This window comes from Pseudomonas sp. NBRC 100443, assembly GCF_030268185.1.
GTDB classification, from domain to species: domain Bacteria; phylum Pseudomonadota; class Gammaproteobacteria; order Pseudomonadales; family Pseudomonadaceae; genus Pseudomonas; species Pseudomonas citronellolis.
In genome coordinates, this window is record NZ_BSQE01000039.1 from 1 (window position 1) to 23,804 (window position 23,804).

Genomic DNA, 23,804 nt, shown 5'->3' on the forward strand with positions numbered 1-23,804 from the left:
CCCGAACTCAGCAGTGAAACGACGCATCGCCGATGGTAGTGTGGGGTTTCCCCATGTGAGAGTAGGTCATCGTCAAGCACCTATCCCAAAACCCCTGATCAGCCTGGCTGGTCGGGGGTTTTGCTTTGGCGCGCGGAAAAGCCGGCGCATCTCCCTGTAGGAGCGGACCTTGTCCGCGATCACCGGAGGTCCCGGCGCACTTCGCGGATAAGATCCGCTCCTACGCCGCCCCACCCGCGCCGTGTCCGCGAGGCCATGGCGATGGGTATCGCTTCGCTCAACGCCATCCTACGAGGGTACGTCCTGCACCCGTAGGAGCAGACCTTGTCCGCGATAGCCGGCGGTCCCGGCGCGTTTCGCGGATAAGATCCGCTCCTACGCCGCCCCACCTGCGCCATTCCCCCTGTAGGAGCGCGCCCTGCGCGCGAATCGCGGGCAGGGCCCGCTCAGCAGGCAGACATTCGGAACTTCGCCTCGCTGTGTAGCGCCTATAGTCAGAAACAATAGGTAACAAGTTCCCGGCCACCGCCACTGCTCGCCGGGAGTCCACCGTCTGCAGGACGCGCTCTCGAGGATGGGGAGGCCCGGTCGTGGAGTCGGGTGCCGTGGCCAGGAGGGCCGGCGCCGACCTGGAGAAAGGTAGCCGCCATGAGCAAGAAACCCTTCTACAAGAGCCTCTACGTGCAGGTGCTGATCGCCATTGCCATCGGCATCGCCCTGGGCCACTTCTATCCGCAGACCGCGGTGTTGATGAAGCCCCTGGGCGACGGCTTCGTCAAACTGATCAAGATGGCCATCGCGCCCATCATCTTCTGCACAGTGGTCACCGGTATCGCCGGCATGCAGAGCATGAAGGCGGTGGGCAAGACCGGTGGCATGGCGCTGCTGTACTTCGAGGTGGTTTCCACCATCGCCCTGATCATCGGCCTGGCGGTGGTCAACATCGTCCAGCCGGGTGTGGGCATGCACGTCGACCCGGCCAGCCTGGATACCAGCAAGGTCGCCGCCTACGCCTCGGCCGGCGAGAAACAGAGCACCATCGAGTTCCTGCTCAACATCATCCCCAACACCGTGGTCGGCGCCTTCGCCAACGGTGACATCCTTCAGGTGCTGTTCTTCTCCGTGCTGTTCGGCTACGCGCTGCATCGCATGGGCAGCCTGGGCCAGCCGATCTTCCTGTTCATCGAGCGTTTCACCCAGGTGATGTTCAACATCATCAACGTGATCATGCGCGTCGCCCCCATCGGCGCCTTCGGTGCCATGGCTTTCACCATCGGAGCCTATGGCGTGGGTTCGCTGGTGCAACTGGGCGAGCTGATGGCCTGCTTCTACCTCACCTGCATCCTCTTCGTGCTCCTCGTGCTGGGCAGCATCGCGCGCTTCCATGGCTTCAACATCCTGCGTTTCATCAACTACATCCGCGAGGAACTGCTGATCGTTCTCGGCACTTCCTCGTCAGAGTCCGCGCTGCCGCGGATGATCGCCAAGATGGAGAAGCTGGGTTGCGACAAGACCGTGGTCGGCCTGGTGATTCCCACCGGCTATTCCTTCAACCTCGACGGCACCTCTATCTACCTGACCATGGCTGCGGTGTTCATCGCCCAGGCCACCGATACGCAGATGGACATCATCCACCAGGTGACCCTGCTGGCGGTGCTGCTGATCGCCTCCAAGGGCGCGGCCGGCGTCACCGGTTCGGGCTTCATCGTCCTGGCCGCCACCCTGTCCGCCGTGGGCCACCTGCCGGTCGCCGGCCTGGCGCTGATCCTCGGTATCGACCGCTTCATGTCCGAGGCCCGCGCGCTGACCAACCTGGTGGGCAACGGCGTGGCTACCGTTGTGGTAGCCAAGTGGTGCAAGGAGCTGGACGAGGAAACCCTGCATCGCGAACTGGCCGCCGGACCCTCGGCGCTCGAAGCATCGATGGATCATTGAAAGCTTCACGCGCTACCCTCTACGGCGCCCCTGCACGGGGCGCTGTCGTTTCCTGAAGCCCGTCATGCAGGCAGTGGAGAAAGCCATGACCGAACGCAAGTCGAACTACCCGCTGTACACCCACTATTCGGGCCCGGCCCTGCTGGAGATGCCGCTGCTGAACAAGGGCAGCGCCTTCAGCCCGCAGGAGCGCATCGACTTCAACCTCATCGGCCTGCTGCCGCAGACCGTGGAGACCATCGAGGAACAGGCCGAGCGCGTCTACCAGCAGTACCTGCAATGCGCCTCCGACCTCGACCGGCACGTCTACCTGCGCTCCATCCAGGACAACAACGAGACGCTGTTCTTCCGCCTGCTCGAAGGCCACCTGGAGGAGATGCTGCCGATCATCTACACCCCCACGGTGGGCCAGGCCTGCCAGGACTTCTCGAAGATCTACCGCACCCACCGCGGGCTGTTCGTCTCCTGGCCGGACCGCGAGCGCATCGACGACGTGCTGCGCAGCGCCACCAAGGACAAGGTGAAGATCATCGTGGTCACCGACAGCGAGCGCATCCTCGGCCTGGGCGACCAGGGCATCGGCGGCATGGGCATCCCCATCGGCAAGCTGTCGCTGTACACCGCCTGCGGCGGCATCAGCCCGGCCTACACGCTTCCCATCGTGCTCGACGTGGGCACCAACAACCAGGCGCTGCTGGACGACCCGCTGTACATGGGCTGGCGCCACCCGCGCATCAGCGGCAAGGACTACGACGACTTCGTCGAGCTGTTCATCCGCGCCGTGCAGCGCCGCTGGCCGGGCGTGCTGCTGCAGTTCGAGGACTTCGCCCAGACCAACGCCATGCCTTTGCTTGCGCGCTACCGCGACCAGCTGTGCTGCTTCAACGACGACATCCAGGGCACCGCCTCGGTGGCGGTCGGCACCTTGCTGGCGGCGTGCAAGGTCAAGCAGCAGAAGCTCAGCGAGCAGGTGATCACCTTCGTCGGCGCTGGTTCCGCCGGCTGCGGCATCGCCGAGCACATCATCGCCGCCATGCAACTGGAAGGGCTGTCCGAGGCGCAGGCGCGCCAGCGCATCTTCATGGTCGACCGCCACGGCCTGCTGGTGGAGGGCATGGACGGCCTGCTGGACTTCCAGCGCAAGCTGGCGCAGAAGGCTGCCGACGTGGCCGACTGGCAGCGCGGCGAGGACGGCATCGGCCTGCTCGAAGTGGTCAGCCGGGCCAAGCCGACGGTGATGATCGGCGTTTCCGGGCAGCGCGGGCTGTTCAGCGAGGCGGTGATCCGCGAGATGTACAAGCACTGCCCGCTGCCGCTGGTGATGCCGCTGTCCAACCCGACCTCGCGGGTCGAGGCGACGCCGGCGGAAATCCTCCAGTGGACCGAGGGCCGCGCGCTGGTCGCCACCGGTAGCCCGTTCCAGCCGGTGGAGCATGGCGGACGCAGCATCCACATCGCCCAGTGCAACAACTCCTACATCTTCCCCGGCATTGGCCTGGGGGTGATCGCCGCCGGCGCCCGGCGCGTGACCGAGGCGATGCTGATGGCCGCCTCCAACGCCCTGGCCGAGTGCTCGCCGGTGGTGACGGGGGAGGGCGATGCGGTGCTGCCGCCGCTGCGCGACATCCAGCAGGTCAGCCGGCGCATCGCCTTCGCCGTGGCCAAGCAGGCCCAGGCCGAGGGCGTGGCGCTGGAAACCCCGGACGACATGCTCCAGGCCGCCATCGAGCGCAACTTCTGGGTGCCGCGCTACCGCGAGTACCGCCGTCGCTCGTTGTGAGGTTGCCGCTACAGGCGTTGCGCTAGCGCTTCCAGCGCCCGTGGCGCTCTTCGCCTGCCGGGCGCCCTGCGCGGCGCTCCTGCAGGGCGAACTGCAGGGCCTTGGCTGCGCCGGCGCCGAGCAGTCCGCCCAGCAGGGTGGCGACGACCTGCAGCAGCAGGCCCCGCGCGCTGGCGGCGTTCATCTCGTGCAGGAAGGTCGCCGCTTCCGGCCAGAGCGCCAGCCACAGGCCGACGAAGCCCAGCACCAGGTCGTACCAGAAGGCGCCGACCCCGGCGGGGCGGTAACCGCGAACGAAGAGGATGAAGGCGCTGAAGGCCAGCGCCAGGAGCAGAGTGCCCAGCGTCTGGCTGAGCGCATCAGGACCGGACATGGCCATCACCTCCCTGCCTCGCGCAGACGCAGGCACTGGCGGCTGTGCAGCCCCAGGCGCACCTCGTCGAGCAGCGCCTCGGCACAGGACAGGGCCTGCTGGCTCGCCTTGTCCATGGGCGCGGCGGCGCTGCTGAAGTCATCGATGCGCAGGCCTTCGATCAAGTCCGGCGCCTCCACCAGCGTCCAGTTCAGGCCGCTCACCTCCAGGCTGCGCGCAAGGCCGGCGCCGAGTTGCTCGTCGGCGGCATCTTGCGGCGCCACCAGCCACTGCCAGTGGCCCACCAGGAACAGCCGCGGCATGCCGGCGCGCAACGCACCGTCGATGAGCGCGCCGCACTGCGGCGGGAGCTGTTGCGGCGGTTGGTCGCCGAACATGGCGAAGACCACGTCGAGCCCCGTCACCGCCTCGCTGACCTCGATGGACGACGCCAGGCCGCCCAGCTTGCAGCGCAGGCCGGGGCGCGCACGCAGGTCGTTGAGGTCCTCCACCAGGGCGCTGACCTCGTGCTGCCGGTGCAGCGCGGCGGCGACCAGGGCCTGGCCGAGGCTGTCGAAGGGGCGGAACACGCCCAGCTTCAGCGTGGGGGTCTCGAGGTTGTGCATGGCGCTTCCTCCGATTGAAGGGCAGGGCGGGCCTATGCATATCGAAGCCTTGGCGAGGGCGGAGGTTCCGCCGGCCTGGCAGTTGGCCGGGGCAGGGAGTGGAGCACGCAGTCCGGTGTCGAGTGCGGGCGGGTTCTTTCCCGAGGGCTTTTCCTCTATCTTCTGCGCTTGCGCCTTCCTTCCTCACGCAGACTCGCCGCATGTCCGTCCCGTCGTTCCTTTCGCCATCCCTCACCGCCGGTATCGAGGCGTTGACCCGTCACTACGCCGACACCGTCCTGCCGCTGTGGCGCGCCGCCGGCTGGAACGAGGCGCTGCAGTTGCCCTACGAGTCGCTCGACGACCGCAGCGGGCAGCCCCTGCCCGCGGTGCGCTACCGCGCCATGGCCTGCGCCCGCCAGCTGTTCGTCTTCAGCCACGCGGGGCCTGCCGGCGCTGCTCGGGCCGAGGCATTGTTCGACTCGCTGCAACGCCACTTCGGCGATGGCCAGGGGGCCTGGCTCTACAGCATCGACGCGGCCGGCAAGCCGCTGGACAGCAGCCGCGACCTCTACACCTTCGCCTTCGTGGTGTTCGCCTGCGCGCAGTATCACAAGCTCAGTGGCAACGCGGCTGCGCTGGAGCTGATGACGCGCACCACCGAGCTGATCGAGCAGCGCTTCGCCGATGGCGAGGGGTTGTACCTGTCCGCGCTGGCCGAGGATTTCGCAGACGACGGCGCGCCCGTGCTGCAGAACCCCATCATGCACCTCACCGAGGCCTATCTGGCGGCCTATGCCATCGCCGGCGAGCCCTGGTACGGAGAGCGCCTGCAGGCGATCGGCGCCGCGGTATTGGCGCGCTTCGTCGATCCGGCCAGCGGCTGCATCGCCGAGCTGCCGCAAGGCGAGGCGGGCAACCGCATCGAGCCGGGGCATCAGTTCGAATGGTTCTCGCTGGTCATGGGCGCGCCGGCGTTGTTCGCCGGTTCGGCCCTGGAGGCCGCGCTGCGTCGCGCCTTCGTCTTCGCCCGGCAGCATGGCGTGGCCGCCGATACCCTCGGCGTCAGTGCCGCACTGGCGGCGGACGGCACGCTGCAGGACGCCACCCAGCGCATCTGGGCGCAGACCGAGTTCGCCCGCGCCCTGGCCGTGGAGGGTAGCGCCCGATCCCTCGATACCCTGGCGCTCTGGACCGAGCGCTTCCGTTCGCGCTTCCTCCACGACGGCGGCTGGCACGAGGTGCTGGGGCCGGACGGCGAGGTGCTGCGCGCGGACATGCCTTCCACCACGTCCTACCACCTGCTGGGCGCCTACCAGGCGCTGCAGGCCCTGGTTGGGCGCGTCTGACTCCTTGTACCGCCCGGCGGCCATGCCTTTGGCAGGGGCGATCCGGCGGAACCGCTGGCAAGCTGGAGAGTCCGTGAAAGGGTGGGCGACCGTCCGCCATCTCGCGCAACTCCAGCCATGTGAACGGCCTGCCAGCGGGCCAGGGGGAACGATGCATGCAACAGCGAACCAGTGAGCCGAACTTCATGCCACCCAGCGAGTACACCACCTCCAGCGGGGTGGCGGTGCTCATCTCGCCGCGTTACGCCGGCCCCGGCAAGGTCGCCGAGATGCTGCTTTCGCTGGCGAAGGTGCCCACCAGCGTATCGCCGCTGGACGTGGTGATCGGGCCCTGGGAATCCCATGAGGCCGCCTTCGAGGCCTCCTTCGCCGCCGCCGAGCGCTGGGTGGACCAGCTCGACGGGAGGGCCTGAGCCGGGCTTTTCGCGTTATCCATTAGCGCATTCCCGGGGCATATGGGGCGCCGAGGTGCTTTCGTTTCTTGCAGGCCGCGCTGGGATGCTCTTCGTATGAGCGAGCCATGCCCACCTCCGGCTCTACCTGGGAGCGCGCCCTGCGCGCGAATCGCGGGCAGGGCCCGCTCCTACAGGTGTTGGGAGACGCTTCCTGCGCGTCGTGGAAAGGCGACCGGCCGTCCAGAATCGCGATGCGGAAAAGAAAATGCTGTTCAAATCCGTCGAACCCTGTATTCTGCTGCCACTGCCTGCCAGTTTAGCGCCTCCGTCTTGATGTTCAGTCCGTTCTGATTTCCATCTCCTCGGTTTCTCTTCACTCTGCATTCAGTTTCAGCCAGGCATGTCGCCTGTGCTCGTTCCTACCTTGGAGATCTACATCATGGCAAACCGCCAAACTGGTACCGTCAAGTGGTTCAACGCTGAGAAGGGCTTCGGCTTCATCACCCCGGAAAGCGGCCCGGACGTCTTCGTTCACTTCCGCCAGATCGAATCCACCGGCTACAAGAGCCTCGACGAGGGCCAGCGCGTCAGCTTCCTCGTGACTGCCGGCGCCAAAGGCCCGCAGGCCGAGCAGGTTCAAGCCCTGTAAGCGCACCTTCTGGTGCCCGAAGCCCCGCATCGCATTGCGGGGCTTTTCGTTTGTGCTCGAAAAATTCCCTCTCGCAATCGAAACTCCGCTACCTCGGCCGGGCAATCTGGTACTTGATGACCGACGCCGTCGCCTGTCTTGCCCCTGACCGGGCGCTCCGTACCTCCGCGCAGACGCTGTCCGTGGACGGTCGCTGCATCTAGCAGCGTCGCTGCCCTTCCTCTTCTTCCTCTTTCCGCCGATGTCGTTTTCATGCTGTCGCCAGCGCCGGGCCTGGGCGCTCGCGGGCGAGGCCATGTCGTTTTTGCTCATGCCCATGGCGATCTTGGGCAAATGCCCGGATAACGCCCTGGAATAGGGTTGTGCCCGCGTCCCGCAGTCCGGGACGCCCGCCAGGTGGCGCCTTGCCACCGCATAACAAATTCAACAAAGGCCGACCGATGAGTATTCCAAGTGCGAAAGGCGCCAGTGGCGAACTGGTCCAGGGCTTCAAGCCGCGCCATGTGACCATGTTGTCCATTGCCGGGATCATAGGCGCGGGGTTGTTCGTCGGTTCCGGCCATGCCATCGCCGCCGCGGGGCCTGCCGCCATCCTGGCCTACGCGCTGTCCGGGCTGCTGGTGGTGCTGGTGATGCGCATGCTCGGCGAGATGGCCGTGGCCCGCCCCGACACCGGCTCCTTCTCCGCCTACGCCGACCAGGCCATCGGCCGCTGGGCCGGCTTCACCATCGGCTGGCTGTACTGGTGGTTCTGGGTGCTGGTGATCCCCATCGAGGCGATCGCCGCCGGGGTGATCTTCAACAGCTGGTTCCCGCAGGTGCAGACCTGGGTGTTCGCCCTGGTGATGACGCTGCTGCTGACCGTCACCAACCTGTTCAGCGTGGCCAAGTACGGCGAGTTCGAGTTCTGGTTCGCCATGCTCAAGGTGGGCGCCATCGTGCTGTTCATCAGCCTGGGCGCGGCGGCGCTGCTCGGCGTGCTGCCGGCGGGGCACGAGGTCAGCGGCCTGGGCAGCCTGATGCGCGAGCACGGCGGCTTCCTGCCCAACGGCTGGGGCGCCATCTTCACCGCGCTGATCACCACGCTGTTCAGCTTCATCGGCACCGAGGCGGTGACCATCGCCGCCGCCGAATCCAGCGACCCGCGGCGCAACATCGCCAAGGCCACGCGGGCGGTGATCTGGCGCATCAGCGTGTTCTACCTGCTGTCGATCCTGGTGATCATCTCCGTGGTGCCCTGGAACGACCCCATGCTCACGGCGCAGGGCTCCTACCAGCGCGCCCTGGAACTGATGAACGTGCCCCACGCCAAGCTGATGATGGACGTGGTGGTGCTGGTGGCCGTGGCCAGCTGCCTGAACTCTTCGATCTACATCGCCTCGCGGATGATCTACTCGCTGAGCCGCCGCAACGACGCGCCGGCCTTCATCCAGCGCACCTCGGCGGGGGGAGTGCCGCGGGCGGCGGTGATCGCCAGTACGCTGATCGGCATGCTCACCACCGTGCTGAACTTCATCGCCCCGGCGCGGGTGTTCGACTTCCTCCTCGCCAGCTCCGGCTCCATCGCCCTGCTGGTGTACCTGGCCATCGCCGTCTCGCAGCTGCGCATGCGCGCCAATCTGCAGCGCAGCAACCAGGAGATCGCCTGCCGCATGTGGCTGTTCCCCTGGCTGACCTGGGCGGTGATCGCCTTCATCACCTCCGTGCTGGTGGTGATGTTCATCCTGCCCGAGCACCGCGTCGAAGTGAGTTCCACCCTCGGCCTGACCGTGGCCACGGTGCTGCTGAGCTTCACCACCCGGCGCCAGGGCGCCCATGCCGGCAGCCGCTTCGAGCCGTTGCGTTCGGCCGGCTGAAGACAGGAGTCGCGATTGGTAGAACGGCGGCAATTCAGCGGCGCCATGCAGGGCCGCAACCTCAGGTTCCTTTCCGCGCCCCGGGCGGGCGCGCAACGCCAGGGGCGGGTGGGCTTCCTGCTGCTGGAGCATTTCTCCCTGCCGGCCTTCACCCAGGCGCTGGACACCCTGGTCACCGCCAACCTGATCCGCGCCGACGCCTTCGCCACCAGCACCTTCAGCCTGGACGGCGAATCGGTCACCAGCGACCTGGGTCTGGTCATCTGCCCCGGCTCGGCCCTGGCGCCCGCGCACCTGGCGGGGCTGGACCTGCTGGTGGTCTGCGGCGGTCTGCGCACCCCGCTGCGCGCCGCGCCGGAACTGACGCGCCTGCTGCAACTGGCGGCGGAGAAGGGCGTGGCCCTGGCCGGGCTGTGGAACGGTGCCTGGTTCCTCGGCCAGGCCGGCCTGCTGAACGGCTACCGCTGCGCAGTACACCCGGAGAACCGCGCCGCGCTGGCGGAGATCGCCCGGCATAGCGAAGTCACCAGCGAAAGCCACATGGTCGACCGCGACCGCCTCACCGCGGCGAGCCCCACCGGGGCCTTCAACATGGTGCTGGAGTGGATGGACGCGCTGCACGGCCGCGAACTGGTGGAAGCCGTGGCGGACATCCTCGCCTTCGAGGAATCGCGCTTCCGCCGCGCCCGGCCGGCGCTGCACGAGAAGCTCAGCGAGCCGCTGCGCGAGGCCATCAACCTGATGAGCGCCAACATCGAGGAGCCGCTCAGCCAGGAACAGCTGGCGCGCTACGTCGGCCGCTCCAAGCGGCAGATCGAGCGGCTGTTCCAGCAGCAGCTGGGCACCACGCCGGTGCGCTACTACCTGGAACTGCGCATCACCGAGAGCCGCCGTCTGCTGCAGCACTCGGACCTGCCGATGTTCGAGGTGGGCCTGGCCTGCGGCTTCGTTTCGCCCAGTCATTTCAGCAAGTGCTACACGTCCTTCTACGGGTATCCGCCGTCGAAGGAGGTGCGCCATGGGTGTGTGAAGTCGGTGAGGTAGGTTGGCTTGCGGAAATGGCGGATAACGCTGGGGCGTTATGCGCCCTAGGATTCGGGAGGGGTGTTTTCCGGGGGCCGAGGTGTTTTGGATTGACTCCGTTCCCTCTCCCCAGCCCTCGGCTGCGCGCCCCGCCCTGAAGGGAGAGGGGGCTTGTCCGTGCCGAGACAAGCTTTGGTGTTAGTCGGGAACTCGGTACAAGCCGACTAACGCCGAAACACCAGCGCGCTCCGAACGGTCCCCTCTCCCTTCAGGGAGAGGGTTAGGGAGAGGGGCGGCCTCGAACCCGAGCACCAGAACGCCCGGCGAACCCCGCGCTGCCTTGAACGTAGGACGGACAACCGCGAACGGTCATGCGCCCCACGCCACCGCAGGATGGGTTGAGCGAAGCGATACCCATCGCCACGCCCGCATGGGTTTCGCCAGGCGGTGCTGGAGATGGTCGACTACCACCGGCGCTTCGAGGTGCCCATCCGCCTGGTGGAAGGCCCGGAATTGCGCGAGCTGGAACCGGCGCTCAACGCCCGCGCCGCCTGCGCGGTGGAGCTGCCGGGGTGAGCCGCACGCTCGACCCCTACGCCCTCAGCCGGCGCCTGTTCGAGCGCTTCCTGCGCCTGCCGCAGGTGTTCTACAACTTCGGCCACGGCCATATCGGCCTGACCTTGGGCGCCATCACCGGCCAACTGCTGGCCGAACAGGCCTCGGGGCTGGCGCCGTCGGTGCCGCTGGCGCCCTTCCTGGCGCGGCGTTTCGCAGGGTAAGCGCCGGCAGGTATCGCCCGGCGCGATACCTGCCAGCGGCAAACGCGCTCCGTCGCCGGCGTCGCGCGGGGTATAAAGCGCCCATGCGCTACCGTCGCCTCGATCTCAACCTGTTGGTGGCCCTGGCCGCGCTGCTCGACGAGTGCAGCGTCAGCCGGGCCGCCGAACGCCTCCACCTGGGCCAGTCGGCCACCAGCGCGGCGCTGGCGCGCCTGCGCGAGCATTTCAACGACCCGCTGCTGCTGCCGGTGGGGCGGCGCCTGGTGCCCAGCGCCCTGGGCCGCCAGTTGCTGCCGAAGGTACGCGAGGCGCTGGCCCTGGCTGGCGAGGTGGTGGATGCGGCGGTGGTGTTCGACCCTTCGCGCTGCGACCGGCGCTTCACCCTGGTGGCCTCGGACTACGTGGCGGCGACCCTGTTGCCGGCGGCCAGCCGCGAACTGTCGCGGCTGGCGCCGGGGGCCTCGCTGGTGGTGCGCGACCTGCCGCTGCCGCGTGATGGAGACGTGGTCGCCGAAGCCCTGGAGTACCGCCGCAGCGACCTGGTGATAGTGCCGCAGCGCCGGGTGAATGCCCGTTATCCGCAGATGTCGCTGCTCAGCGACGAGCTGTGCTGCATCGTCTGCGCCGGGCATCCGGCCTTCGCCGAGGGCCTGAGCCTGGCCGACTATTGCGCCGCCGAGCATGTGCTGCGCGAGTTCGCCGACGGCCAGAACCTGGCGATGGACGCGCTGCACCTGCGCGAGCTGGGCATCGAACGGCGCGTGGCGGTGGCGGTGCAGAGCTTCGCGCTGATGGCCGAGTTCATCGTCGGCACGCCGCGGGTGGCCACGCTGTTCCGCCGTCAGGCGCAGGCCTTGGCGCGGCGCTACCCGCTGCGCGTGCTGCCGGCGCCGCTGGCCTTCCCGGCGGCGCCGCAGCTGTTGCAGTGGCACCCGCAGCAGGACTTGGACCCGGCGCTGGCCTGGCTCCGCGGATTGCTGGCGGAGCAGGCTGCGCGGCTGGATCAGGCCTGAGCGTCGCCGGTGTCGCCGTGCAGGCCCAATTCCTCGATGGCCAGCAGGGCGCAGCGCTCGTCGTTGTCGGAGGTGTCGCCGCTCACGCCGATGGCGCCGAGCAGGTTGCCGGCCTCGTCGCGCAGCAGGATGCCGCCGGGCACCGGGATCACCTCGCCGCCGGTCAGGCTGTTGATCGCATCGAAGAACGCCGGCATGGCCTGGGCGCGGCGCGCCAGTTCGCGGCCGCCGAAGCCCATGCCCAGGCAGCCGCGGGCCTTGCCGCTGGCGATCTGCGGGCGCAGGAAGCTGGCCTGCTCGTCGCGCAGCACCGCCAGCGGGTGGCCGGCGGCGTCCAGCACCGCGGCGGCCAGCGGGCGCAGGCCCAGCCTTCGGGCATGGCGTAGGGTGGCGGCGGCCAGTTGCGCGGCGCGTTCGAAATCGAGGGTGGGCATGCTCACAGGCTCCATTTGCCGAGTTGGGCGACGCGGTCGCGGGTGTAGAGGTCGGTCCATTTCAGCGAATTGAAGTCCGACACCTGCTTGGGGTTGTACGCCGTGCGCTGCAGGCGCACCGGTTCGCCGGCCTTGTACACGGCCTGCAGGCGCTGGCGGTCCTGGAGGATGCGGATGTCGTCCAGGGGCGAGCCGTCGAGCAGCAGCAGGTCGGCCTGCTTGCCCGCTTCCAGCGTGCCCAGCGTCTCGCCGCGCGGCATCAGCCGGGCGCCGACGTTGGTGGCGGCGTACAGCGCCTCGGCCGGGGTGAAGCCCAGGCGGGTGACCAGCAGCTCCAGCTCGCGGGCATGCCATTCGCCGTAGGGGGTGACGGCGAAGCCGCTGTCGCTGCCGCAGGCGAAGGGGATGCCGGCGGCCTTGGCGCGCTTGAGCACCGGAGTGCCCAGCTCCAGGGTGCGCGCGCAGTAGCCGGCGTAGCCGGTGGCGATGGCCGGGTCGTGGGGCTGGCAGAAGTCCACGGTGTTCTGCGGGAAGGTCATGGTCGGGGCCAGCACGCTGCCGGCCTCCAGCAGCGCCTCGATGCAGGCGTCGTCCATGTAGAAGGCATGGAACACCAGGTCCACCCCGGCCCTGGCGGCGTACATCACCGCCTCGCAACCATAGGCGTGGGTGGCCACCCGGCAGCCCAGGCGGTGGGCTTCCTCGACCATCTCGCGGGTCTCGTCGGCGGTGAAGGCGGCGATGATCTCGCCGTTGGGCCGGCGGTGGGTGCCGTCCATGGCGATCTTGATCAGGTCGACGCCGTCCTTGGCCTGCTTGCGGATTTCGGCGATGGCCTCGGTGCGGCTGGTGACCAGGGCGGCGGTGAAGTATTCCGGCGCGCCGACGCGGCTGGGAAACCAGTCGTTGAGGCTCTGCCGGTTGGTGATCACGCGGCTGCTGGCGGCGATGCGCGGGCCTTCGAACAGCCCGGCGTTGACCGTGTTGCGCACGGCGATGCTGAGCTGGCCGCTGTCGCCGGGGCAGACCATGGAGGTGACGCCGGCGGCGAGCACGTGCTGGACGAAGAACAGCCCGCGCAGGGCGCGGAATTCGTCGCTGGTCCAGATATCGATGTCTTCCTCGCTCTGGGCGTTGCCGAAGGCCAGGTGGGTGTGCACGTCCACCAGCCCGGGCATGACGAAGGCGGCGCGTTCCTCGCGGTCGCCCGGCTGCGGTCGCGGGGCCTGGGCGGTCGGGCCGACATGGCGGATCAGGCCGTTGTCGATGATCAGCGTCTGGGCGTGGCGGGCCTCCAGGCCGGTGCCGTCGAACAGGGTGGAGCAGTGCAGGTGCAGGGCGCCCATGGGCGTTTCTCCTCGGCTTCTTGTTGTGCCGGCAGGCTAGGGCGGTGTCGGCCCGGCTGACCAACAGATGCTGTCGATGCGCGGTCATCGATGGTGTCGATACCTGCTCCAGGGGGCGTGGCGTCCGGGCTCCGGGCAGGGGGGAGGCCGCGCAGGGCAGGTATCGGCAGTGGCGATGCCTGGCATGGCCAATGGCGATTTTTCCCGCCGGGGCTGCCGGGGCGAGGATGCCGCCGCCATCAAACCCAGAGGGAAACCCGATGAACGATATCCGTAGCGAACTGCTGGCCCTGGAGCAGGAACGCCAGCGCGCGCTGGTGGAAGAAGACCACGCCGGCCTGGAGTGGCTATTCGCCGACGACCTGCTGTACGTGCACACCACGGGTCTGGTGCAGGACAAGGCGCAGTACCTGGACTACGCCCGCCACGCCGTGCGCTACCTGGCGGTGGAACGCGGCGAGTTGCAGGTGCGCCTGTTCGGCGACGGCCTGGCGTTGATGAGTGGGCCGCAGTGCAACCTGCTGCAGAAGCGCGGCGGCGGCGAGCCGGTGTGCGCGGAAGGCTTCGCCACGCAGCTGTGGGTGAAGGAAGAGGCGGGCTGGCGGATCGCGTCGTTCCACGGGACGCGGGTGCTGGCGTAGGGCTATTGGAAGCGCCGATGGAGGTCCGGGAATATCTCCTGGGCGAACCAGGCCGGCAGCCCTGGTTGCACGCTGCGGGACTTTGGCGTCGGGCTGAGCACCACGCCCAGGCGTATCAGGCGGCTCAATTCGTCGATCGCCGGGCGTGGCGTCAGGCCGGTGAAAGTCTTGAAGTCACTGCGTGGCATTTCGCCCTGCACCAGCAAGGCATGCATCGCCGCGGCGCTTTCTTCCCGGGCGCCGGCCGCGCGTAGCTGCGCGTTGTAGCGGAAGGCTCGCACCACCCGCTCGCGCAGCGCTGCCGGGTCGACGGCCTGGGTCATGTAGTCGATCTGGTCGTGGCAGACGTCCAGCATGAACTCGATGAAGGCGAAGTAATGCTTGCGACTCAGTTTGCCGCGCCCGTCCAGGTCGCCTTCCCGTGGGCGGTCGGCCAGCGCCAGCATCCGATAGTAATCCTGGTGCTGGCGCGCCAGTCCGCGGGACAAGGACCAGAGCGTCGGGCGCAGACCCAGGGCGACGAGATGGAGATGGGTCATCAGTCGCGTGGTTCTGCCGTTGCCGTCGAGGAACGGGTGCACGAAGGCCAGCCGGTGATGATAGGCGAGGGCGCCGATCAGGCGGCGGCGCGGGTCGTGGATGCGCCCGAAGTCATAGCGCAGGTGGCGCAGCATCGGCAGCACGACGGCGGCGGCCGGCGCGGGCCTGCCGCCAACGGAAACTTCCTCGTCCGGCCTGGCGCGCAGCTGGCCTGGCCGCAGCAGGCGGCCATCGTCGAGGCGCCGGCTGGCATCCTCCGTAGCGTCGAACAGGCGCCGATGCACGCGCTGCACCAGCGCCGGTTCGAACAGGGCGCTCCACTGCGCGGGGGGAAAACGCCGCAGGGCGCGTTCGAACACTTCTTGCGCCTGCATGTGCCGGATAGCCAGGTCCTGCAGCAGCAGGCGCTCGCGGCGTGGCGCGGTCTGCGCCTGCTGCATCATGGCGATTTCGGTATAGCGGCCCTCGATAAGGTTCGAGTAGTAGCTGTTGGTTATCTGCAGCAGTTGCCCGAGTTGCTCGCTCGTTTGCCTGGCCAGGCGGCCGGCCAGGAAGGCCGCCTTGCCCGGTAGAGTGTCGGCGCGTTCGATGATCGAGGCCGGCAGCTCTTCGGGCAATATCGGGTCCAGCCAGTCCTTGTCGGTGATCAGCGGCATTGCAGCTTTCCAGGAGGAATGTCTTCATATTTAAATTCACATCTGGAAAGGTGGCAAACCCTTATATATTGCGGATTCTGTCAGGGTTTTGAGCGTATTTCTGCGGGCTTCCCTTCATATTTCCATGGGCAGCTCGCCGGCCCGCCCGGCAGGTGGGAAGCGGCACCGGAATCCGCTGCCGCAAAGCAAACCCTCAGGCCGTACGCCCACCCAGCGTCTCCGCCACCCAGTCGGCTATGTAGTGCCCGGCATTGATGCTGTTGTCGAAGCTCGAATGCTGCACGCCGCCTTCGCGTTCGGTGAAGATCTTCAGCTCGCGTTTCGGGCTGTTCACCAGTTGCTCGTAGGTACGGTGCGCCCATTTCAGCGGGATCTGCGAGTCCTTCTCGCCGTGGGTGACCAGGAAGGGCACGCGGATGCGCTCGAGCACGCCGTCGAGGTGGACGTTCTCGGCGATGCGCATGAACTCGTCCATGTCCCTGGCGCCCCATACCCAGCGCACGTGGGCCCAGTAGTGCGGCACCGGGAAGTCGCCTTCCTTCTCCAGGCGGCGTTTCTGCACGTCGCGCCAGTCGTGGTTGGCGCCCCAGGCCACGCCGCAGGCGAAGCGCGGTTCGAAGGCCACCGCGCGGGGGCAGTAGTAGCCGCCCAGGGACACGCCTTCCAGGCCGATGCGCTTGGCGTCGACGTCCGCGCGGGTTTCCAGCCAGTCGAACACGCGGCTGGCCCAGTGCTCGCTGTCGTAGCGCGCGGTCAGGTCGTGCAGGCGCAGGGCCTCGCCGGTGCCGGGCTGGTCGATGATCAGCGAGGCCACGCCGCGTTTCGCCAGCCAGGCCGGCAGGCCGACGCGGTATTTCATTTCCTTGGTCGAATCCAGGCCGTTGACCTGCACCAGCAGCGGCGCCGGGCCTTCGACGCTTTCGGCGCGCACGTACAGGCCGGCGATGTGCTTGCCCTCGTAGGGGATCTCCACGCGCTCGCAGTTCTCCTTCGCCAGCGCGATGCCGCGGGCGAAGGTCTGCAGGAAGCGCTGGTACAGCGCCTCGCGGCCCGGCGCGCCATGGGCCTGCAGGCGTTCGCAGGTGAGCAGGTAGGTGGCGGCGCGGTTGTATTTCTCGCCGGCGGAGAGCAGGCGGCCGGCGGCTTCGTCTTCCTCGGCCAGGCCGCAGAGCTTGTCGGCCATTTTCGACCAGGTCTCGCGGAAGGCCTGGGTGCCGGCGGCGTCGGGCTGCTTCGCGGCCTCCTGCAGCGGGGCGCACATTTCCTCGATCTCGCCCAGGCGGGCGCCCATTTCGATGGCCAGGTCCACCGAGAGATTCCAGACGTAATTGGTGGGGAAGTAGCGGAACATTCTTGTTGTCCTTCTGCGGTCGATGTATCCGGCGCCCGGGAATGGCGGCAGGCACGCAGGGCGCGGTTCGACGGCAAGGTACGCAGGCGGGGCGGCGGCGCGCCAATCGCGAGTGGGGATGCGAGGTATCGCCAAACGCGATGCCCCGGTGCCATGCCGGCGGCCGGGGCGATGGGACGGGCTCAGCCGGTGTGGCGCAGGGCTTCGGGCTGCTGGTCGAGGCTCTGGATGAAGTCGCGGATGCGCTCGCGCAGCCAGCGGTGCATGGGGTCGCCCTCCATGCTGCGGTGCCAGAGCATGTACTCGCGCATCACCGGAATCTTCACCGGCGGCGGCAGGATGCGCAGCGGCAGGTAGCGCGCGTACAGCTCGGCCAGGCGGCGGTGCATGGTGGCCACGCGCTGGGTGCCGACCAGCAGCTGCGGCAGGGTGTTGAAGTCGTTGGTGATCACTTCCAGGCGGCGGTTGAAGCCGTACTGGCTCATGAACCAGTCCTCGATGCTCAGGTGCCGGTTGCGCCCGAAGCCCACCGAGATGTGCCCCATCTGCATGTACTGCTCTAGGGTCAGGCTTTCGCCCACCTGGGGGTTGTCGCGCCAGACCACGCAGACGTGGTCCTCCTCGAACAGCAGCTGCGCCGGGTGGCCGTCGATGATGTAGCGCTCGGGCACGATCATCATGTCCACCTCGCCGCGCATCAGCAGCTCGGCGCTGTTGTCGCCGGGGGTGAGGATCTCGAAGGTGATGTGCGGGGCCTGCTGGTGGATCTTCTGGATCACCTGGGCGAAGAGCACGCTGATCAGGTAGTCCGAAGTCACCAGGCGGAAATGGCGCTTGCTGCTGGCCGGGTCGAACACCGGTTTGGCGGTGATCGAGGAGCGGATGGTCAGCAGTACCTCGCGCACCGGCACCGCCAGTTCCAGGGCATAGGGGGTGGGCTGCATCTTGCGGCCGACCTGCACCAGCAGCTCGTCCTCGAAGAAGGCGCGCAGGCGGCCGAGCACGCCGCTGGTGGCCGATTGCGTCATGTGCAGGCGTTCGGCGGCGCGGGTGATGTTCTGCTCTTCCAGCAGCACATCCAGCGCCACCAGGAGGTTCAGGTCCAAGTGGTGGAATCGCATGGCAGATGGCTCAGGCTTGTTGTAGTTATTTTCGCGATACCTTCCCGCCGCATTCCCGATACGTCAATAGCGCTCCGCCGGGAGTGGGCGGCAAACGCCCGCCGCCATGGGCCTGCGCCCAGGTATCGCGATCGGCGATGCCTCGCATCCCCACATGCGATTGGTCAGCCCGCCGCGCCACCCAGCAACCTGCGCTCCAGTCGAGCGGCCCCCGAGCCGCGGCGACCCACCACCGGCGACCCCCTGCCCGGCGCCGAATCATAATTTCAATGGAGTGGTAGCCATGAACATCCTTGGCCTCGACGCCCTGGTCTTCGGCGTCGACGATATCCAGGCCTGTGCCGATTGCCTGCGCGACTATGGCCTCACGGCCGTGCAACTCACCGCCGACGGCGGGCGCTTCGAAGCCCTCGACGGCACCGCCATCGTCATCCGCCGCGGCGACGACGCTAGCCTGCCGCCGGCCCTGGGCCCAGCGCCATCGCTGCGCGAGACCGTCTACGGCGTGGCCGGCGCCGCGGACCTGGACGCCATCGCCGACGAACTGGGGCGCGACCGCGAGGTGCGCCGCGATGCCGCCGGCATGCTGCACTGCGTCGATGACCTGGGCTTCGCCATCGCCTTCCAGGTCAGCTGCCGGCGCCCCTTCGAGGCCCCAGCCGACCTGACCAACGCCCCCGGCAGCGCGCCGCAGCGCCCGCTCAACCAGCTGGGCATCACCCCGGACATGCCGGCGCTGCCGCGCACCCTGTCCCACGTCGTGTACTTCGTGCCCGATGCGGCCAGGGGCGAGGCCTTCTACCGCGAGCGCCTGGGCTTCGTCACCACCGACAGCTTCGTCGGCGTCGGCCCCTTCATGCGTTCGGCGGGCATGGACGACCACCACTGCCTGTTCATGATCCAGACGCCGCCGCACATGCAGGGCTGCGAGCACTTCACCTTCCACCTGGGCAGCGGCACCGAGGTACTGCTGGCCGGCACGCGCTTGCAGAACAAGGGCTGGACCAGCTTCTGGGGGCCGGGCCGGCACCTGTTGGGCTCCAACTGGTTCTGGTACTTCAACAGCCCGCTGGGCTGCCACATCGAGTACGACGCCGACATGGACAAGCACGACGACGCCTGGGCCGCGCGCCAGGCGCCGATGTCGGCGGACAACTCGCAGCTGTTCCTCTTCACCGCGCGGGAGAAGTGGGCGCCGGGCGGCCCGCCGCCGAAGCAGGGCTGAGCCGTGGACTGCGTGGCGCTGTGCCGGCTCGACGAGCTGGGCGAGGGCCAGGCGCGCGGCTTCGACCCGCAGGGCGAGGGTGCGGATGCGCTGTTCGCCCTGCGTCATCGCGGCCAGGTGCGCCTGTACCGCAACCGCTGCCCGCACCTGCAGGTGCCGCTGGAGTACCGCAAGGACAGGTTCCTCAGCGCCGATGGCCAGTGGGTCGTCTGCTACGCCCACGGCGCGCGCTTCCGCCCGCACGATGGCGAATGCATGTACGGCCCGTGCCTTGGGCAATCGCTGGCGGCGCTGGTGCATGAAGAGAAGGACGGCTGGCTGCTATTGCCGTTGGCGCAACTGCAAGGCTGAGGTATCGCGCCGTGCGATAGGTCGCATCCGCGGACTCGATTGGTCAAGACCCGGCCCCGCCGGGAAGCTGTGCCCCAGGGCACGGAGAACGGCCGCACCGCCAGTCGGTGCGGACAACAAGAACAACACGTGAGAGACGCCATGAACACTGTGAGCAAGGTGCTGATCGTCGGTGGCGGTATCGGCGGGCTGTGCGCCGCCATCGCCCTGCGCCGCAAGGGCATCGCCGTCGACCTGGTCGAACTGAAGACCGAGTGGACCGTCTACGGCGTGGGCATCATCCAGCAGAGCAACGTGGTGCGCGAGATGCACCGCCTGGGCCTGCTCGACGCCTACCTGGACGCCGCCTACGCCTTCGAGGACGTAGCCATCTACACCACTGCCGGCCAGCAACTGGTGCGCATCCCCGGCCAGCGCCTGGCGGGGCCTCAGTACCCGGCCAACGTCGGCATCTCCCGCCGCGCGCTGCACAAGGTGCTGAGCGAAACCGCCATCGAGCTGGGCACCCGCGTGCGCCTGGGCACCTCGGTGGAAAGCTTCGAGCAGGACGCCAGCGGCGTCGACGTGCTGTTCAGCGACGGCAGCCAGGGCCGCTACCAGCTGCTGGTGGGCGCCGACGGGCTGTACTCGCGGGTCCGCGGCCTGCTGTTCGGCGACAAGTACCAGCCACGCTTCACCGGCCAGTCGGTGTGGCGCCACAACTTCCGCCGCGCCGCGCAGATCGACCACCTGGCCAACTACCAGGGCCCCTCGGGCAACGCCGGCCTGGTGCCGCTGGCCGACGACCTCATGTACCTGTTCACCACCTCCCACGAGCCGGGCAACCCCTGGATGGACCCGGCCGGCCTGGCCGAGGGCCTGCGCCAGCGCCTGGCCGGTTTCGGCGGGCTGATCGGCGAGCTGCGCGAGCAGATCACCGACAGCGCCGAGGTCGTCTACAAGCCGCTGGAAGCGGTGTTCGTCGACGAGCCCTGGCACCGCGGGCGGGTGCTGCTGATCGGCGACGCCGCCCACGCCACCACGCCGCACCTGGGGCAGGGCGCCGGCATGGCCATCGAGGACGCGGTGGTGCTGGCCGAGGAAATCACCACTGGCGGCAGCCTGGCCGAGCAGTTGCAGCGCTTCATGGGCCGGCGCTTCGAGCGCTGCAAATTCATCGCCGAGAAGTCCCTGCTGGCCGGCGAGAAGGAGATCGCCCAGGACCCGTCCTTCGACCGCATCGGCCTGGTGAAGCAGATGCTGGAGGTCACCGCGCGCCCCATCTGACCCCACGGCCCGGCGCGCCCCGCCTTGCCGGCGCGCCGCGGCCCACGCCAACACCAACGCACAAGAACAAGAAAGAGGTGACCTCGATGTCCGCTGACAAGCGTGCAACCGCGCGGCCGCTGCCGCCGCTCAAGCCCCTCACCCTGGCGCTGCTGGCCCTGGCCGCCGGCCACGCCCAGGCTTTCGAATTCGACACCGGCAACCCCGACCTGCGGGCGCGCTGGGACAACACCCTGAAGTACAGCGCCGCCTGGCGCACCCAGGACGCCAGCAGCAAGCTGAGCGAGGGCCAGACCGCGCTGAACCTCGACGACGGCGACCGCAACTTCGACAAGGGCCTGATCTCCAACCGCCTGGACCTGCTCTCCGAGCTGGACGTCACCTACGGCGACGTCGGCGCGCGGGTCAGCGGCGCGGCCTGGTACGACGACGTCTACAACCGTGGCAGCGACGCCAACGACCCCAGCCGCGCCAACAGCTACTCGGTGGACTACGACGAATTCACCGACGACACCCGCACCCTGCACGGGCGCAAGGGCGAGCTGCTCGACGCCTTCGTCTTCGGCAAGACCGAGCTGGCCGGCATGCCGCTGTCCGGGCGCCTGGGCCAGTACGCCATGCAGTGGGGCGAGAGCCTGTTCTACGGCATGAACGGCATCGCCGGCGGCATGGCGCCGATCGACGTGGTCAAGGGCCTGTCGGTGCCCAACACCCAGTTCAAGGAACTGATCCGCCCGGTGCAGCAGGTCTCCGGCCAGCTGCAGCTGACCCCGGACGTGTCCATCGGCGCCTACTACCAGTTCGAGTGGGAGGCCAACCGCCTGCCGGCCGCCGGCAGCTACTTCTCCACCGACGACTTCTTCGGCGACGGCGCCGAGCGCATGTACATCGGCTCGCCGGTGATGCCCGGCGGCCAGCCGCTGGCCTTCTACCACGGCAACGACAAGGAGGCGAAGGACTCGGGGCAGGGCGGTGTGCAGCTGCGCTGGCGCACCGAGACGGTGGACTGGGGCCTGTACGCCATCCGCTTCCACGACAAGTCGCCGCAGCTGAACGTGCGCAGCGACTTCGCCAACCTCAACCCGCTCACCGGCAAGGCCGGCGAGTTCTACTGGGTGTATCCCGAAGGCATCAGCGCCCTGGGCGGCAGCTTCTCCACCACCCTGGGCAACTTCAACGTCGCCGGGGAAGTCTCCACCCGCTGGAACCAGCCGCTGGCCTCCACCAACCAGCACGCCCTGGCCGTGGGCGAGGCGATCAACAACAGCGACGACCCGCTCTACGCCACCGGCCGCACCCTGCACGCCAACTTCTCCTGGCTGGCCAGCCTCGAGCCGAACTTCATCGCCGGCGAGTCGAGCTTCCTCGGCGAGATCGCCTGGAACCGGGTGCTGAGCGTGAGCAAGAACCGCGACGCCATCGACCCCAACGCCGACCGCGACGCCACCAGCCTGCGCCTGGTCTACGAGCCGATGTACCGGCAGATCTACCCGGGCCTGGACCTCTCGGTGCCGATCGGCGCCAGCTACACCAACGGCGCCTCCGAGGCCCTGGGCACCGGCTTTGGCACTGACCACGGCGGCGACATCAACATCGGCCTGAAGGGCAACTACCTCAACACCTGGAGCCTGGGCCTGACCTACACGCACTACTACGGCCCGCAGAACACCTTCCTCGACGCCGACAACCACTACACCTTCGAACAGTCGCTGAAAGACCGCGACTTCATCGCCTTCACCGTCAGCCGCACCTTCTGACCGAGGACTGCCCGATGAAACACAAAAAAGTCGTTTCCCTGCTCACCGCCCTGAGTGCCTCCCTGCTGTTCGCCCACGGCGCCCTGGCCGCCGTCTCCGCCGAGGAGGCGGGCAAGCTCAGGACCACGCTCACCCCGCTGGGCGGCGAGCGCGCCGGCAACGCCGACGGCAGCATCCCGGCCTGGACCGGCGGCTACACCCAGGCCGACCCGGCCTACAAGGACGGCGGCAAGCGCGGCGACCCCTTCGCCAACGAGAAGCCGCTGTTCACCATCACCGCGCAGAACATGGCGCAGTACGCCGACAACCTGTCCGCCGGGACCCAGGCGATGCTCCGCAAGTACCCGGACAGCTACCGCCTGGAGGTCTACCCGAGCCACCGCAGCGCCGCCGCGCCGCAGTCGGTGTACGACGCCACCCTCGCCAACGCCACCAGCGGCAAGCTGGTGGACGGCCCCGCCGGGCTGATGCCCGAGGGCGCCGCCGGCGGCATCCCGTTCCCGATCCCGCAGAGCGGTGCCGAGGCCATCTGGAACCACCTGCTGCGCTGGCGCGGCGCCTCCTGGCACGCCAGCTTCACCCAGTACCTGACCACCGCCGACGGCAAGCACGTGCTGACCAACGACTCGCGCGCCGACCTGCAGATGCCCTGGTACCTGCCCGGCGGCGCCGGCGAGCGGGGCGTGTTCTGGTCCATCCGGATGATCAACGACGGCCCGCCGCTGCGTGCTGGCGAGGCCATCACCGGGCTGGAGAACCTCAATGCCGACAAGACCACGGTGTGGACCTACCTGCCCGGCCAGCGCCGCGTGCGCCGCCTGCCCAACGCCTGCTGCGACACCCCGACGCCGGCCACCGCCGGGGTCCTGAGCTTCGACGAGCTGTACGTGTTCGACGGCCGCGTCGACCGCTTCGACTGGAAGCTGGTGGGCAAGAAGGAGATGTACATCCCGTACAACGCCAACAAGGTGTTCACCGCCGCAGGCCCCGAGGCGCTGCTGGACGCGCACCACCTGAAGTCCGATGCCCTGCGCTGGGAGAAGCACCGCGTCTGGGTGGTGGAAGCGACCCTGAAGAGCGGCCAGCGCCACGTGATGCCCAAGAGCACCTACTACCTGGACGAGGACACCTGGACTGCCGTGCTCGGCGAGCGCTACGACGCCCGCGGCCAACTGGCCAAGGTGCTCTGGACCTCGCCGGTGGTGCTGCCCGACCTGCCGGGCGTGGTGACACTCACCAACGGCTTCTACGACCTGCTCTCCGGGGCCTGGTTCGCCGGCGACCTGTTCGCCGGCAAGAGCGAGCAGTACCGCATCGTGCCGCCGTACAAGGACTCGGTGTTCACCGCCGACGCCATGGCGGGCGAGGGCGTGCGCTGAG

Annotated in this window: 22 protein-coding genes and 1 rRNA gene; 16 read left to right on the plus strand and 7 right to left on the minus strand. The window is 68.3% G+C overall.

Going from position 1 to position 23,804, the window contains the following annotated elements:
• The 3 genes from rrf to QSJ95_RS31470 all read left to right on the plus strand — a co-directional run.
• Positions 1 to 78 (plus strand): 5S ribosomal RNA (gene rrf, locus QSJ95_RS33105); the annotation flags it as partial.
• Between the two features lie 570 nt (positions 79 to 648).
• Positions 649 to 1,935: a dicarboxylate/amino acid:cation symporter gene (locus QSJ95_RS31465; RefSeq protein ID WP_064583035.1), complete on the plus strand. Its 1,287-nt coding sequence runs from the start codon at positions 649 to 651 to the stop codon at positions 1,933 to 1,935.
• Positions 1,936 to 2,020: 85 nt separating this feature from the next.
• The gene (locus QSJ95_RS31470; RefSeq protein WP_043272928.1) at positions 2,021 to 3,715 is read left to right on the plus strand and encodes an NAD-dependent malic enzyme; all 1,695 of its coding nucleotides are present in this window, start codon (positions 2,021 to 2,023) and stop codon (positions 3,713 to 3,715) included.
• 22 nt (positions 3,716 to 3,737) lie between these two features.
• Here the strand turns inward: QSJ95_RS31470 and QSJ95_RS31475 are convergent, their stop codons facing one another.
• Positions 3,738 to 4,088, minus strand: a complete 351-nt coding sequence (locus tag QSJ95_RS31475; RefSeq protein ID WP_058489781.1) for a hypothetical protein — start codon at positions 4,086 to 4,088, stop codon at positions 3,738 to 3,740.
• 5 nt (positions 4,089 to 4,093) lie between these two features.
• Entirely contained in the window at positions 4,094 to 4,693 is a 600-nt protein-coding gene (locus QSJ95_RS31480; protein ID WP_064583036.1) for an NAD(P)H-binding protein, read from the minus strand.
• Between the two features lie 200 nt (positions 4,694 to 4,893).
• Between QSJ95_RS31480 and QSJ95_RS31485 the strand changes: the two genes are divergently transcribed.
• The 7 genes from QSJ95_RS31485 to QSJ95_RS31515 all read left to right on the plus strand — a co-directional run bounded on the left by QSJ95_RS31485 (position 4,894) and on the right by QSJ95_RS31515 (position 11,736).
• Positions 4,894 to 6,021: an AGE family epimerase/isomerase gene (locus tag QSJ95_RS31485; protein WP_285647613.1), complete on the plus strand. Its 1,128-nt coding sequence runs from the start codon at positions 4,894 to 4,896 to the stop codon at positions 6,019 to 6,021.
• Between the two features lie 155 nt (positions 6,022 to 6,176).
• Positions 6,177 to 6,434: a hypothetical protein gene (locus QSJ95_RS31490; RefSeq protein ID WP_043317991.1), complete on the plus strand. Its 258-nt coding sequence runs from the start codon at positions 6,177 to 6,179 to the stop codon at positions 6,432 to 6,434.
• 421 nt (positions 6,435 to 6,855) lie between these two features.
• Positions 6,856 to 7,065 carry a cold-shock protein gene (locus QSJ95_RS31495; protein WP_009620169.1) on the plus strand — a complete coding sequence of 70 codons (210 nt, stop codon included), beginning with the start codon at positions 6,856 to 6,858 and terminating at the stop codon, positions 7,063 to 7,065.
• A 440-nt stretch (positions 7,066 to 7,505) separates the two neighbouring features.
• Entirely contained in the window at positions 7,506 to 8,921 is a 1,416-nt protein-coding gene (gene gabP / locus QSJ95_RS31500; protein WP_281687802.1) for a GABA permease, read from the plus strand.
• Positions 8,922 to 8,966: 45 nt separating this feature from the next.
• On the plus strand, positions 8,967 to 9,965 hold the full coding sequence (gene souR / locus QSJ95_RS31505; protein WP_285647657.1) for a transcriptional regulator SouR: 999 nt from the start codon (positions 8,967 to 8,969) through the stop codon (positions 9,963 to 9,965).
• Between the two features lie 551 nt (positions 9,966 to 10,516).
• Positions 10,517 to 10,723, plus strand: coding sequence for an FAD-dependent oxidoreductase (locus QSJ95_RS31510; protein ID WP_009620173.1), 207 nt, complete (start codon positions 10,517 to 10,519; stop codon positions 10,721 to 10,723).
• Positions 10,724 to 10,806: 83 nt separating this feature from the next.
• The gene (locus QSJ95_RS31515; protein ID WP_285647619.1) at positions 10,807 to 11,736 is read left to right on the plus strand and encodes a LysR family transcriptional regulator; all 930 of its coding nucleotides are present in this window, start codon (positions 10,807 to 10,809) and stop codon (positions 11,734 to 11,736) included.
• On the opposite strand, the gene QSJ95_RS31520 is transcribed toward QSJ95_RS31515, so the two are convergent.
• Both QSJ95_RS31520 and QSJ95_RS31525 read right to left on the minus strand, forming a co-directional pair.
• Entirely contained in the window at positions 11,727 to 12,170 is a 444-nt protein-coding gene (locus QSJ95_RS31520; protein WP_285647621.1) for a GlcG/HbpS family heme-binding protein, read from the minus strand. The genes QSJ95_RS31515 and QSJ95_RS31520 overlap by 10 nt on opposite strands.
• A gap of 2 nt (positions 12,171 to 12,172) precedes the next feature.
• Complete coding sequence (locus QSJ95_RS31525; RefSeq protein WP_285647623.1) at positions 12,173 to 13,516, minus strand: metal-dependent hydrolase family protein; 1,344 nt, start codon at positions 13,514 to 13,516, stop codon at positions 12,173 to 12,175.
• Positions 13,517 to 13,776: 260 nt separating this feature from the next.
• On the opposite strand from QSJ95_RS31525, the gene QSJ95_RS31530 reads away from it, so the two are divergent.
• Positions 13,777 to 14,157 (plus strand): nuclear transport factor 2 family protein, encoded by a 381-nt coding sequence (locus tag QSJ95_RS31530; protein ID WP_043317978.1) that lies wholly within the window; start codon positions 13,777 to 13,779, stop codon positions 14,155 to 14,157.
• Positions 14,158 to 14,159: 2 nt separating this feature from the next.
• Here the strand turns inward: QSJ95_RS31530 and QSJ95_RS31535 are convergent, their stop codons facing one another.
• The 3 genes from QSJ95_RS31535 to QSJ95_RS31545 form a co-directional block, all read right to left on the minus strand.
• Positions 14,160 to 15,353: a Fic family protein gene (locus QSJ95_RS31535; protein ID WP_285647626.1), complete on the minus strand. Its 1,194-nt coding sequence runs from the start codon at positions 15,351 to 15,353 to the stop codon at positions 14,160 to 14,162.
• Between the two features lie 193 nt (positions 15,354 to 15,546).
• Positions 15,547 to 16,704: an alpha/beta hydrolase family protein gene (locus tag QSJ95_RS31540; RefSeq protein ID WP_285647628.1), complete on the minus strand. Its 1,158-nt coding sequence runs from the start codon at positions 16,702 to 16,704 to the stop codon at positions 15,547 to 15,549.
• Between the two features lie 182 nt (positions 16,705 to 16,886).
• The gene (locus QSJ95_RS31545; RefSeq protein WP_285647630.1) at positions 16,887 to 17,825 is read right to left on the minus strand and encodes a LysR family transcriptional regulator; all 939 of its coding nucleotides are present in this window, start codon (positions 17,823 to 17,825) and stop codon (positions 16,887 to 16,889) included.
• 283 nt (positions 17,826 to 18,108) lie between these two features.
• Between QSJ95_RS31545 and QSJ95_RS31550 the strand changes: the two genes are divergently transcribed.
• From QSJ95_RS31550 to QSJ95_RS31570, 5 genes are all read left to right on the plus strand, one after another.
• Complete coding sequence (locus tag QSJ95_RS31550; protein WP_285647632.1) at positions 18,109 to 19,050, plus strand: VOC family protein; 942 nt, start codon at positions 18,109 to 18,111, stop codon at positions 19,048 to 19,050.
• Between the two features lie 3 nt (positions 19,051 to 19,053).
• Complete coding sequence (locus QSJ95_RS31555; RefSeq protein WP_285647634.1) at positions 19,054 to 19,401, plus strand: Rieske (2Fe-2S) protein; 348 nt, start codon at positions 19,054 to 19,056, stop codon at positions 19,399 to 19,401.
• 141 nt (positions 19,402 to 19,542) lie between these two features.
• A complete protein-coding gene (locus QSJ95_RS31560) occupies positions 19,543 to 20,667 on the plus strand; it encodes an FAD-dependent oxidoreductase (protein ID WP_285647636.1) in 1,125 nt (374 codons plus the stop codon).
• Between the two features lie 86 nt (positions 20,668 to 20,753).
• The gene (locus tag QSJ95_RS31565) at positions 20,754 to 22,424 is read left to right on the plus strand and encodes a DUF1302 domain-containing protein (protein ID WP_285647639.1); all 1,671 of its coding nucleotides are present in this window, start codon (positions 20,754 to 20,756) and stop codon (positions 22,422 to 22,424) included.
• 14 nt (positions 22,425 to 22,438) lie between these two features.
• Positions 22,439 to 23,803, plus strand: a complete 1,365-nt coding sequence (locus tag QSJ95_RS31570) for a DUF1329 domain-containing protein (RefSeq protein WP_285647640.1) — start codon at positions 22,439 to 22,441, stop codon at positions 23,801 to 23,803.
• The last annotated feature ends 1 nt before the right edge of the window (position 23,804 follow it).